Here is a 12,000-nt window from a genome sequence, read left to right on the forward strand (position 1 = left end):
TCGAGTGTTCGCGGTAGTCAGTTACCAGTTTCGCGTTCGGGCGAGTCGGTCCCGTCGTCGGCGGACTCGCCGTCGCTCTCCGATTCGTCGCCGGTCGGCTCCTGCATCTGCCGAGTCAGTTCCCGCGCTTCCTCGAGGGCGCTCTCGGCCTCGGCGGTCAACGAACCGCGACCGAGTCCGCGGCTCTGGCGGGCCAGCCCCTCCTCGAGGCCGCCCGGTCGGCCGTGGTCGTGTCCCGCCTCGTCGAACTCGGGCGTCTCGATTTCGGGGGCGTACCGGCTGACGATCTCGCCCAGCTCCTCGGGGTTGCAGTCGCTCCAGTCGGGGGCGTGCTCCTCGAGCCACTCGCGGTGGTCCTCGCGGCCCAGCGAGGCGGTGATCGCGAGGTGGTTCGCGAGGTGCGCCGCGTCGGCCTGTTCGGCGTCGCAGACGGGGCAAGCGTATCCCATGCGCGCGGCTACGGGCGCCCGCGGTAAAACGTCGGCGTCCCGCCTCGTGGACCGGCGTCCCGCCCTGTGGACCACGGGAAACGGCCGAGCGCCACTCAATCACTCGAATTTGCGCATCATCACGATGGCGTCCTCGCCGTCCCCGTAGTAGCCGGGAACGCGCCGGAAGGGTTCGAAGCCGAACTGGCGGTAGAGGCGCTTCGCACGGTCGTTCGACCGTCTGACCTCGAGTTTGACCGTGTCGGCGCCGTGGGCGGCGAGCACCGCCAGCGCCCGGCGGAGTAGCGACGTGCCGACGCCCAGCCCGCGCCGCTCGGGGTGGACGGCGACGTCCTTGATGTGGCCGAGGTACCGACCGAAGTTCCGGTTCACGGTGCCGACGACGTAGCCGACGACCTCGCCGCTCTCGACGGCGACGAGAAAGGCGGGTTCGCCGAGGTACTGGTCGAACGCGTCGTACGGCCAGGGCTGGGGAAACGACTCGTTCTCGATCCGGACGACCGCGAGCAGATCCGCGCGCTCGGCCGGACGGATCGAGACCCCGTCGTCACCGCCCGCCCCGGGAACCGGCGTTGTCACACCCGTCCCTTGCGGCCGAGCGATAAAAGAAGTAGCGTCGTCCCGCCAAACCTGTCCACACCGCGTTACGTGTCGACGCCGTCGGTATCCGTCTCGGCGCGGTCGTCGTCGTCGATATCAGTCGTCGACGACGAGAATCACTCCGCGGGAATCGCATCCATCTCGAACTCCTCGGTGAGTTCCGTCAGTTCCTCCAGGGCGTCCTGTTCCTCCCGGAGGTTCTCCTCGAGCAGGTCGGCGGCGTCGCCCATCCCAAGCTGGTCGGCCAGCGGGATCAGGTTGCCGTAAGCACCGATCTCGTAGTGCTCGGTCTTCTCCGCGGCCGCCATGTTGTGGTAGTCCATGACCTCCTGGGAGGGATCCATCGCGGTGAACTCCTCGTACTCCTCGAGCAGCCCCTCGATGCCCTCACACTCCTCCTTCTCCGGCGGCTCGCCGAACATCTCGAAGACCTCCTCGAGGCGGTCGATCTGCCCTTCCGTCTCCTCGCGGTGGTCGGCGAACGCCTGTGCGATCTCCTCGCGCTCGGTGTTGTTCTCGAGTTCCTCGAGCGCGTCGAGTAACTGGTGCTCGGCGTGGTAGATGTCTTCGAGGCCGTGTTCGAACAGATCCTGGATGGTTTCCATGCTCATGATCCAGGCGAGCGTTCGCCAGCGCCGCGAAAAAATCGCCAGCCTGCGACGGCAGGCGCGCTCGAGCGCCTCAGTGTCGCTCCTCGATCCCTCGCTCGCCGTCTCGCGCTCGCGTCACTCCTCCGCCCGCACGTCCTCGACGCGGTCGGCGTGTTTCTCGAGGTCGGTCGCCAGCGCCCGCGCCTGCTCCGGGGCCAGCTCGAGGTCAGTCATGTGCTGGGGCAGGTGCTCCTCCGAGCGGTTGTCGAGCTCGAGTTGCAGGTGCACGCAGTCAGGATCGTCTCGATCGGCGGTCGCGTTCACGACGGCGACCGACTCCCACTCGAAGTCCTGCCCCGTCGCGACGGCTTCGACGTAGTCCAGCGTCGTCCACCCGGTGACCGAGATCAGTCGGTTTGACATACATCGACGCTCGCACCGGGGCTACTTAGGCGCCGTGACAGGAGCCGACGGCGATCCGTCGATCCGACCGGTTCGAGCCGTACAGCCGACACGACAGCCCCGGCGAACGGGCGAGACGACGACCGTGATCGACCAGGTCTCGGAGCCCGATCCGGTGACGCGACCCGATTTCTCGGTGCCCCTCCTACCGGCCGTTTTTGCCGCGAGTATCGGGCGCAGCGACGAGTATCCGGCATCCGCCACAGACACTGCGTTCGAATCACTGTACAGGCAGTTCGCGCGTTCCGACTTCCCCTCGGGACTGTCCACCGCAGCCCATCACTGCGCTCGAGTCGACTGTCGGACCCCGACGAGAGTCCGTTTCGACGGCGCGAACTTGCCGTCGCGGCTCGTCTCCCGATCGAGGGGACCGCTCGGCTCGACCCACAGGCGACCGTTCACGCCCGGATCCGGCTCCAGCGACTCGCCGCGTTTGCAGTGCCTCGAGATGTTCCGCGTTCGTTCGATCGTCCTCGTTCCTGATCACTCCCGTTTCGCGACGAGTTCGACGGACAACACTCGATCCATGACGGCCGCACCTGTGAAAATCACCGGACTACGGTGTGACTCGAGTGTTCGACGTGTCAGAGATAGCGGCAGCACTAACCTGTAGGACCGAGCACGGGTATCGCTTGCAGCCGTGGCGATACTTATACGCTCGCCGTTCGAAAGGGTATCCATGACTGACGCGGCCGAATGCAAACCAGAAGCGGTCGACCACGAGCAGGAAGCGGACGAACGCGACGATGCCCACCTCGACGACATCGAGGAGGGGGCCGGCTGCACGGAAATCTGGGAGCATCTCGCCGAGAAGCGAAACGAGTGAGCGGTTCGCCACGGTAGCGCCTTTTTTGGCACTCAAGCCCGTACTGCGGATAATGACCGACAATCGGCCCGGAGACCGTTCGCGTCGCCGTCGCGCAGAGAGGCGATCGATTCCGACGGACCGCGAATCGCCCGTCGGAGAACCAGTAATCCGGGGCGACGAATCGGTTGCCGGGACGCGCGCCCGTGAGGCCGTCCAGTTCGATCCCGACGACCCGGAGAGCCTCGCGGACGCGGCCGAGACCGTCCGCGAGTTCGCCAGCGGCGCGACTAACGACGATCACCTCTACATGTTGCGCGGTGCCGCGGCCTGTGCCGCTCTCGTTCGCGGCGAAGGATCGTACAAGGCTGCGGCCGAACGCGCGGGCGGCGACGCGACGGTTTCGTTCATTCGGAAGTGGGCCCGCGTTCACGACCTCCCGCGATCGGTCCGCAAACAGGTCGCGCTCGGGCAGATCGCGCCGACGGCCGCCAAACACATCGCTCGCGTCGGCGGCGAAGCGCGCCATCTTCTCGCCTGGGCTACCCTCGACGGCGAGCTCACCGTCCGCGAGGTCCGCAGCGTCGCCAGTGCCACCAACGACGGCACCCCGATCGAACAGGCACTGGCCGATCACGGCGTCGTCCTCGGCCAACTTGAGCTGACACTCTCCCCTGCGACGTACCGTAATCTCCGACGTCGCGCATCTATCGACGGCGTCGAACCAGGGGAACTCGTCAGCGAAGCCCTTGAACAGTACTTCGACTGATTGTCGGATCGATTCGGCTCCAATCGAACGACACAGCGTCGCCTGACGGCGTCGGATCGACGAAGAAAGAAACGTTTAACCATCGTTCGCCGGAAGTAGCATTCAGAGGGCCGGTAGCTCAGTCTGGCAGAGCGTCTGGCTTTTAACCAGACGGTCGCGTGTTCAAATCGCGCCCGGCCCGCTTTCCTGTCGCGAACAACTTCGTGAGCGACAGGTAACGGATCCGGAGCGATTTGAACGCAGGGAGGGCGCGCGCAGCGAAGCGAGCACGTCCGACCGTGTGTTCAAATCGCGCCCGGCCCGCTTGTGCGACGAACAACTTCGTGAGGAGCAAAGCGGCTATAGCGATTTGAAGTAGACGAGTCGCAGTCCGCGAGCGAGCGCAGCGAGCGAACCGGAACGTCTCGGAGTAGTTCAAATCGCGCCCAGCATGCTTCTGCGCTACTCATTCACACGAGGAGTGAACGTAGCTGTTGCTCACGAAGTGAGTTATGACAGTAACGACGGTTCGGACTCGAACTCTAGAAGCTCGCTGTTCGCTGCAATCGAACCGATCGGTTCGCGTTCGCTCTCGACGAAGTGACGCTCAGAAAAGCCAAGGGCCGGATTTCAGGTGGAAGCATACAAGCCAAGACGTTCTGGGGAGTAATATGGCTAACGCCGATCCACGCGAAGAAGTCGACACCTTGCGGAAGCGGTTAGAGGGGAGTGGCGAGGATCGACGGTACGTTCAATTCGACGTAGACAGGCACCACCTGTTGAAAATGTCCGACAACATTCGTCTCACTCCGAGCCAAATTGGGGAGCACAGGCACCTGAAGCTTCTACGGCATTGCACACGAATGGCGCAAGTTTCGACGCCGCCTTCTATCGAAGATTTCGAGGACAACGACGAAGCCGTTGATGCTGGTGTCGAAAACAACGATGATGTAGATAGGCTCCTTGAGGAGCATGGTCTCCTCGGTCTCGCCCTTGAGTATCGTGCCGCCGCCGAAGCAATTGTGAGATGGATCCACAACGAGTATACGAACGAGCATACCAACCAGGATTACCGGACCGCGTTACGCTCATTTGGCCGCTATCGGCTCAAGAGAGATGAGCCGCCAGAAAGTCTCCACTGGATCCCGACGGGAACGAGTAACGATTTCAACCCAGTTCCTTCGGAGCGTGATCTACTGCGGTTCGAGGAAGACATCCAGCCGATGTTGGATGCATGTCGGAACCCTCGTGACCGTGCCCTGATCGCAGTTCAATTCGAGGCGGGTCTGCGAGGGGGAGAACTTTGGAACCTCCGAATCGGCGATATCTTTGATTCGGATCACTCGGTCGGGATCCATTCGGATGGCAAGAGAGGTGAGAAACCGGTGCATCTCATTATGTCGGTTCCGTATCTCCAAAAATGGCTAAACGAACACCCCACTGGTGACGACGATCAAGCTTACCTGTGGACGAAACTTGATAGCCCAGGACGTCCGTCTCGGAGTACCTGGTACGGTTATTTCAAGGGGCCGGCAAAGCGGGCTGGCGTAACAAAGGACGTACACCCGACGAATCTCCGGAAATCAAACACACGGTGGCTGATCAAGCTTGGTATGTCGACAGCTCGGATTGAGGATCGACAAGGGCGAAAACGTGGTAGCGAACATACCGCCCGCTACTTAGCTCGGTTCGGCGCCGAATCGAATGAGCGAGCCTACGCCAAGCTTCACGGTATTGAGGTTGATGAGGAGGAGGACGAGAACGAGGTCGGTCCTGTGGAATGTCCGCGGTGTCACAGAGAGACACCGCGCCACGAGGACTTTTGTGTCTGGTGCCATCACGCCCTTTCCTTCGAGGCGACTGAAGACGTTGATAATCTCCAAGACGACATGTTCACAGCTGCTGGAGAAGCCGACGAAAGCCAGTTCAATGATCTGGAGGAAGCCCGCCGGCTCATCAGCGAGAACCCAGCGTTACGTCGTGTGTTATTGAACGAGTAGTTCAGTCCCCGTTTTCGCTTTCCTCAAGATGGTTCAGCGCGTTCTCGAAGTAGGGAGCTATCGGTAGGTCCGAGTCCGCGAGCCGTTCGAATAGCTCGCGGTGTTCGTCGATGATCTTGTTGACATCGGTGGGCTCCGTGGACCCGTTGGTGGCCGGTCCATTATTCATCCCGATCACCCTTAGGTGTCCTATTCAGGTGGTGCGATAAGCCAGGCCATCGTCGCAAGGAAGGCAAAGGATGGGTAACTGCTACTAGAGCTCTTCGAGCTGACCAACAAGTCAACCCACTCCACGCCTTACGTTGCGGAGTATCCGTGCACTTGATTCGTCGTTGATCCGACCCTGTCGGATGACTCAGCCAGTATCGACACCTTGTCCGAAAACTGCACCACGACGAACAGATGTTGGGGGCTCCTTGACGGTGGCTACACGGCTGCGGTAACTCCTCTATCCAGGATCCAGCCAACTGGAAACATCGGTGGCGGAAACGTAGATATCTCCATCCGTGAGGCAGGAGATCGTGGCAACGTACCCTACAGAAACACCGATTTGTCTGTTTCCGTAATTGGCTACCAGCGTGTCGGGATTGGTGTAGTTCGTATTGGTGAGTGTGTGTCGTGAATCGTGTTAGATCCATTCTTCGTCCAAGTTTGAACGGACTGCATGATCCCGAGTCGAAAACCGACGAATCTCTGCACAACAGTTTAGACTTTTGCGACGAAATATGGCACTACGGGCCTCGGTATCACTGGTCCGTGTACTTGTCTCGAGCACCTGCGGCCATCCCGGCCAAAGGAACTGGGTCGCAGGTGCCGAGCAGTCCAATTTCATTGCTCCGTCATTGTGTCCTGTCTTCGTTGATCTCCCCAACTCGTATGTTCTATTTCCCTCTGAGCTGCGTACTCGATCAGAGGTGGGATCCAGTATCGGGCACACCGATGTTAGTCGGGATCCTTTCTCGAGCATCGTTGTCTCGTACGGTACAGTAGATACAACGAGCGGAGCCGTTAAATGCCTACGTGTTAAGTAGTAGTTCGTCGAAAACCTACGAAATGGACGGGCCAATTGTACCAGATGACCTGCTTGAGCGCGCCGAGGGACACGAGACTCTATCGGACCTTCTTGAGAATGAAACTAAGATAATCGACATTCTCGAGGAGCACGCGGGAGATGATGGCGGATTTACAAAGATAGAGATACACTCTGACGGGGTTGAACTGAAGAAGGAACCGCGAGGAATTCTTTCGCATCCGGATCGAGAATATCTCTGGGGGTTCCGTGAGTACCAACATCCACAATCCGAATCAAATCGGAAGAAGGAAATCCGTGAGCGGGTTGGATATGGTCTCAAGGACTTCATCTATCTCGATCAGTTCCTCGACGACGAAGAGCGAGAAAGGATCTTCCAAGAAGAGTTCGACGAGGAAGAACTCCAAGACAGCATAACGTCATTAGTGGCATTTGTCTATCTTGGCCTCCAACAAGACGAAGCTTGGTTTGAAGAGCTCTTAGAACGTGGAATCCTTCACGGTGCAAATAGTGAGACGCAGGAACGGGGGGCTGGCGAAGCGACTGACGTGACTGTCTCAATCGATATCGAATACAACCCCGACGTCGAAAGCCTCACCCAACGGCTGAAAGATGGTGATCATCTTACCCCGGCCGAAATCGGTGTTTTGGCACGGGCTGGGGAGCTCGACCCGAGCGACTTAGAGAGGCTAGAAGACACCAAAAGCCCGTCCACCCCGATGACTTTTCAGGTCGAGAGAGATTAGGGTGATGGCGAGGAATAACGGTAGTTCGAGAGAAAGCAATCGGTGCAACCCTCTGCGGGTCAGTACTCGAAAGTCCAGATCATTCTACAGCGTCCGTGAGATAACATTAACCGTCGCTCTCAATACGTCGTCTACTGCCGGAGACCTTGCGGATGAACTCGAGTGTTCGTGACGGACGGTGAGCCGCGTGCTCGCCCGGTTCGCCGACATCCGCTATCTGGACGGGACGAGACAAAGAACGACGTGGTGAACGAGTACCAGATACGCGAGGATCCAGGCTCCGACAATGTCGACCTTCCCGACTTCGTCCTTGAGGACGACCGGACGAGACGCTACTCCAAGAATACTATACGTGGAATGTCCGGGTGAGTTCCCAAGAATCGGGCGCTGATAGCTCGACCCAGTGATCCGGGACGATGTTACCCGCTCCCGGGGCGATCGCGGCAGGGTTTCCACCCGGCTAACTCCGTCTATACGGGTTCTGTCCGGGTACATTAGCCCTCGAAACCCAGCGACGGCTCTAACCTCCCAATATTCGCCGAACAGGCCGACGCGGATCATTTTCAGCCGCCCTCTGAGGAAGCTACTAAGATGGTGTACCTCCGCGCCAGAATTGTCAGAATCACAGTATAGATATTATCTTTGTAAATACCCAATCAGGAGACGGCACAGGGGTGATCTCTCCAAGGGTTTGTTAAAGCCAATTGACTAATGATCTTCCCTCCCGTATAGAGAGTGGATGTCCCATCCCACCTCACAGAAATTTGGTATGAGCGAAGAAAAAGAAACTTTCGCGAGAGCGATCGAGTACTTATTATTCAAGAGGCAGGGCTCGTACGAGCCAGAAGCTGAAACTCGAGACGACAGGCCGGAGCTGACGGTCCTCGGGTCACCAACGTACAACCTGGAACAAAACGAGATGTATCTCGACTCGGTTGGTCCTGATGAGGCGCCGTACGTCCTGGTGTTCGATTTTGACGAGCAGACGGTGGGCCACGCTTACGGCACCTATGAAGATCAACAGTTCCCAGGCACCGTAACGAATATCCATTTCCCCGAGGACTGAATTCATAAACTATTTCCAGTAGTTAACAACAATTTCTTTTCATTGTGAAGGTCTATACCTGTTGAACACCCTGTTTCTCGTCGCCTCGACGCGACCTCGAGCACGTGGGACTCGGCGACCGACACGTTTCAATTCGATGCTGGGTTTCTCCGTTGCCTCGACCGAACATTTCCGAAACACCGCGTTCGACCGCAATGGTGTTACAATCCCGCGCTGGGTTTCTACGTCGCCTCGACCCGTCTTCCCGGAGTCCTTGACCATCGTGACGGTGAGTTTCAATCCCGTGCTGGGTTTCTATGGCGTCTCGACACAACGGAGACGATCCTCGAACTGCTCCCGATGTTGTTTCAATCCCGGACTGGGTTTATAGGTCATCTCGACTGTTTGAGCCGCCGGCTCAGCAGATGTTGGACATTGTGTTTCAGTCCTGTGGGGGTTTCTACGTCGTCTCGACCGTCGCGATCGGCCAGCTACTCGGAGGGCTGTGACCATGTTTCAATCCTGTGCTGGGTTTCTACGTCGTCTCGACTTTCGGACGCGACCGGGTGGGTGATCCACCGGATGTTTCAATCCCGTGGTGGGTTTCTACGCCGTCTGGACGCGATCTCGTCGGCTGTGGAAAGGACAAGGTGGCGGAGTTTCAATCCCGAGCTGGGTTTCTACGCCATCTCGACCGGATGCCGTTCGAGGGAAACCAGAACTGTCGTTCGGTGTTTCAATCCCGTGGGGGGTTTCTACGCCGTCTCGACGCGGCGGTATCCGATCGATCTCGAGTACCCGATGGTGTTTCAATCCCGTGCTGGGTTTCTACGCCGTCTCGACACGCATTTGACCTGGGCGGCATCCTCGAGATGGAGTTTCAATCCTGTTCTGGGTTTCTACATCGTCTCGAGCGAAATCATGCATCGGGACGTCGACTGGCTCACACGGTTTCAATCCCGTACTGGGTTTCTACGCCGTCTCGACCGACGACGATGGAGCCGTAGTGCCCGAGGCGGAAGTTTCAATCCCGTGGTGGGTTTCTACGCCGTCTCGACCGACGACGATGGAGCCGTAGTGCCCGAGGCGGAAGTTTCAATCCCGTGCTGGGTTTCTACGCCGTCTCGACCCCGTGTCGAAATTTTTCACGACCGCCGAATCCATCGGGTTTCAATCCCGTGGTGGGTTTCTCCGTCGTCTCGACAGCACAATGAGACGAGACGACATTAGAGGGATTCCCCGTTTCAATCCCATTGGGGGTTTCTCCCTCGCTTCGACACGACGTCAAGTTCTTCGACGACCTCGTCAACTTCGAGTTTCAATCCCGTGGTGGGTTTCTCCCTCGCTTCGACTGGACCCAGTTGTTGACCGTCTCGACCGACTGCATGTTTCAATCCCGTGGTGAGTTTCTCCCTCGCTTCGACCGGTCGACCGCTGGGATATGCCGGTCTACCGCTTGTTTCAATCCCGTGCTGGGTTTCTACGTCGTCTCGAGGTCGAGATGACGATAATACACACGCGAGACAGAACGCGTTTCAATCCCGTACTGGGTTTCTACGCCGTCTCGACATCACGAACCAGATCCCCGCGGGCGTAATCGCTTCCTCGTTTCAATCCCGTGGTGGGTTTCTCTGTCGCCTCGACACGCCTGAACCCGCTCAGCCGCCCTGAGAGACCTCTCTTGGTTTCAGTCCCGTGCTGGGTTTCTCCGTCGCCTCGACCGGGCGCGGCGCGGTGGGAGCGTAAGCATAATTGCGTTTCAATCCTGTGCGGGTTTCTCCGTCGTCTCGACTCCACGTTCCGGGCGCCGCTGCGCGGCGCCGGGCTTTGTTTCAATCGCGAGATGGGTTTTCTCCATCGTCTCGACCTCATCGAGACCGGCGTCGGACTGGCGACGTTCATGTTTCAACCCCGTGGCGGGTTTCTCTGTCGTCTCGACTCAGCGCCTCGCGACCCTCTTGGGGGTCACACTGTTTCAATCCCGGGGGGTTTCTACGTCGCCTCGACAGATGATCGAGATGTGGTCGAACACGACGATCGACGTTTCAATCCCGAGCTGGGTTTCTACGTCGTCTCGACGCTTCCACCGCGTTCGCGTAGTTGGCGATCGCCTCGTTTCAATCCCGTGCTGGGTTTCTACGTCGCCTCGACTCTCGGAAAGCCGACCAGTGGCGTCGATACCATGAGTTTCAATCCCGTGGTGGGTTTCTCCGTCGTCTCGACTCTATCCACATAATTGGGATTAGTCCGGGACCTCGTTTCAATCTCGTGGTGGGATTCTACGTCGCCTCGATGTACCGAGGCCGGGGCCGAGAAGCGCACGTCCGAGGTTTCAATCCCGTGGTGGGTTTCTACGCCGTCTCGACCCGTCGACGCCGACCGTCTGGTCGTACGTGTGCAGGTCGTTTTAATCCCGTGGTGGGTTTCTATGCCGTCTCGACACCCGCTTCGCGTGAGCGGTCGGACGCGATTGTGATGTTTCAATCCGGTGGGAGGTTTCTACGTCGTCTCGACCAATGAGCACGGTGTGCCCGGACTCGATGTCGTTGTTTCAATCCCGTGCTGGGTTTCTACGTCGCCTCGACCCGTAGTGGATAGCGACGACCGGAGCGCCGAGTACCATGTTTCAATCCCGTGCTGGGTTTCTACGTCGCCTCGACCGTCGAGAACTGCGATTGCCCGTGCACCTGCGGGTTTCAATCCCGTGCTGGGTTTCTACGTCGTCTCGACGGCCCACGCCGTCCGCGGCGTGTTCGAACACGACCATGTTTCAATCCCGTGGTGGGTTTCTCCGTCGCCTCGACGGTGCGGGGCGTATTTGTTCGCCACCGGACACCAGTTTCAATCCCGTGGTGGGTTTCTCCGTCGCCTCGACGGATCACGAGCGCGTTGGACTGGCGTACGCTGAGTTTCAATCCCGTGGTGGGTTTCTACGCCGTCTCGACCCGACGACGCGGTCCCGTATCTGTTCGTGTTCGACGATTTTCAATCCCGTACTGGGTTTCTACGTCGCCTCGACGAACGCACTCTCACGCGAGCGGGTTGTGATGGACCGTTTCAATCCCGTACTGGGTTTCTACGTCGCCTTGACAACCACTATTACGCCGGGGCGGGTAAAACGAACCAATTTCAATCCCGTGGCGAGTTTCTACGTCGTCCCGACTGAGCCAACATCCCAACCAGTCAAGAACCATGTTGTTTTAATCCCGTGGTGGGTTTCTCCGTCGCCTCGACGTCTCCGGCCACGTTGTACATCACACCGCGGGCCATGTTTCAATCCCGTGGTGGGTTTCTCCGTCGCCTCGACGTCTCCGGCCACGTTGTACATCACACCGCGGGCCATGTTTCAATCCCGTGCTGGGTTTCTCCCTCGCTTCGACGTGTCGTCGTGATCGGCGTCACCGTCACCGTCGTACAGTTTCAATCCCGTGCTGGGTTTCTCCCTCGCTTCGACAGGCGGTGAAATACCCCTAAGAGGCCAAATAAAGCTTTTTCTTGCCGTGAGAACTCAAATAGAGTTCGTGA

10 protein-coding genes, 1 tRNA gene and 1 CRISPR repeat array are annotated in these 12,000 nt (G+C 58.9%); of the genes, 6 read left to right on the top strand and 5 right to left on the bottom strand.

Going from position 1 to position 12,000, the window contains the following annotated elements:
• Window positions 1-17 precede the first annotated feature (17 nt).
• The 4 genes from J0X25_RS24485 to J0X25_RS24500 all read right to left on the bottom strand — a co-directional run bounded on the left by J0X25_RS24485 (window position 18) and on the right by J0X25_RS24500 (window position 2,062).
• On the bottom strand, window positions 18-449 hold the full coding sequence (locus J0X25_RS24485) for a DUF5810 domain-containing protein (RefSeq protein WP_207290168.1): 432 nt from the start codon (window positions 447-449) through the stop codon (window positions 18-20).
• 99 nt (window positions 450-548) lie between these two features.
• On the bottom strand, window positions 549-1,028 hold the full coding sequence (gene rimI, locus J0X25_RS24490) for a ribosomal protein S18-alanine N-acetyltransferase (RefSeq protein ID WP_207290169.1): 480 nt from the start codon (window positions 1,026-1,028) through the stop codon (window positions 549-551).
• Between the two features lie 137 nt (window positions 1,029-1,165).
• A complete protein-coding gene (locus J0X25_RS24495) occupies window positions 1,166-1,660 on the bottom strand; it encodes a DUF892 family protein (protein WP_207290170.1) in 495 nt (164 codons plus the stop codon).
• Between the two features lie 114 nt (window positions 1,661-1,774).
• Window positions 1,775-2,062 carry a DUF6360 family protein gene (locus J0X25_RS24500; protein WP_207290171.1) on the bottom strand — a complete coding sequence of 96 codons (288 nt, stop codon included), beginning with the start codon at window positions 2,060-2,062 and terminating at the stop codon, window positions 1,775-1,777.
• Window positions 2,063-2,780: 718 nt separating this feature from the next.
• Between J0X25_RS24500 and J0X25_RS24505 the strand changes: the two genes are divergently transcribed.
• From J0X25_RS24505 to J0X25_RS24520, 4 genes are all read left to right on the top strand, one after another.
• Window positions 2,781-2,927: a hypothetical protein gene (locus tag J0X25_RS24505; protein WP_207290172.1), complete on the top strand. Its 147-nt coding sequence runs from the start codon at window positions 2,781-2,783 to the stop codon at window positions 2,925-2,927.
• Window positions 2,928-2,979: 52 nt separating this feature from the next.
• Window positions 2,980-3,675, top strand: coding sequence for a DUF7119 family protein (locus J0X25_RS24510; protein WP_207290173.1), 696 nt, complete (start codon window positions 2,980-2,982; stop codon window positions 3,673-3,675).
• Window positions 3,676-3,782: 107 nt separating this feature from the next.
• Window positions 3,783-3,856, top strand: a tRNA-Lys gene (locus tag J0X25_RS24515).
• A 469-nt stretch (window positions 3,857-4,325) separates the two neighbouring features.
• On the top strand, window positions 4,326-5,654 hold the full coding sequence (locus J0X25_RS24520; RefSeq protein WP_207290174.1) for a tyrosine-type recombinase/integrase: 1,329 nt from the start codon (window positions 4,326-4,328) through the stop codon (window positions 5,652-5,654).
• A gap of 1 nt (window position 5,655) precedes the next feature.
• Here the strand turns inward: J0X25_RS24520 and J0X25_RS24525 are convergent, their stop codons facing one another.
• Window positions 5,656-5,823: a hypothetical protein gene (locus J0X25_RS24525; RefSeq protein WP_226776993.1), complete on the bottom strand. Its 168-nt coding sequence runs from the start codon at window positions 5,821-5,823 to the stop codon at window positions 5,656-5,658.
• Window positions 5,824-6,707: 884 nt separating this feature from the next.
• On the opposite strand from J0X25_RS24525, the gene J0X25_RS24530 reads away from it, so the two are divergent.
• Complete coding sequence (locus J0X25_RS24530) at window positions 6,708-7,430, top strand: DUF8102 family protein (RefSeq protein WP_207290176.1); 723 nt, start codon at window positions 6,708-6,710, stop codon at window positions 7,428-7,430.
• Window positions 7,431-8,199: 769 nt separating this feature from the next.
• Window positions 8,200-8,496, top strand: a complete 297-nt coding sequence (locus J0X25_RS24535) for a hypothetical protein (protein ID WP_207290177.1) — start codon at window positions 8,200-8,202, stop codon at window positions 8,494-8,496.
• Between the two features lie 2,527 nt (window positions 8,497-11,023).
• A CRISPR array of direct repeats spans window positions 11,024-11,567; the repeat unit is 37 nt.
• Window positions 11,568-12,000 lie beyond the last annotated feature (433 nt).

The organism is Haloterrigena alkaliphila (assembly GCF_017352155.2).
GTDB lineage: Archaea > Halobacteriota > Halobacteria > Halobacteriales > Natrialbaceae > Haloterrigena > Haloterrigena alkaliphila.

Excerpts from the sequence above, each read along its gene's own strand:
- J0X25_RS24525 (WP_226776993.1), bottom strand. The coding sequence starts at position 5,823 with ATGAATAATGGACCGGCCACCAACGGGTCCACGGAGCCCACCGATGTC.
- J0X25_RS24495 (WP_207290170.1), bottom strand. The coding sequence starts at position 1,660 with ATGAGCATGGAAACCATCCAGGATCTGTTCGAACACGGCCTCGAAGAC.
- J0X25_RS24510 (WP_207290173.1), top strand. The coding sequence starts at position 2,980 with ATGACCGACAATCGGCCCGGAGACCGTTCGCGTCGCCGTCGCGCAGAG.
- J0X25_RS24505 (WP_207290172.1), top strand. The coding sequence starts at position 2,781 with ATGACTGACGCGGCCGAATGCAAACCAGAAGCGGTCGACCACGAGCAG.
- J0X25_RS24520 (WP_207290174.1), top strand. The coding sequence starts at position 4,326 with ATGGCTAACGCCGATCCACGCGAAGAAGTCGACACCTTGCGGAAGCGG.
- J0X25_RS24530 (WP_207290176.1), top strand. The coding sequence starts at position 6,708 with ATGGACGGGCCAATTGTACCAGATGACCTGCTTGAGCGCGCCGAGGGA.
- J0X25_RS24485 (WP_207290168.1), bottom strand. The coding sequence starts at position 449 with ATGGGATACGCTTGCCCCGTCTGCGACGCCGAACAGGCCGACGCGGCG.
- J0X25_RS24535 (WP_207290177.1), top strand. The coding sequence starts at position 8,200 with ATGAGCGAAGAAAAAGAAACTTTCGCGAGAGCGATCGAGTACTTATTA.
- J0X25_RS24500 (WP_207290171.1), bottom strand. The coding sequence starts at position 2,062 with ATGTCAAACCGACTGATCTCGGTCACCGGGTGGACGACGCTGGACTAC.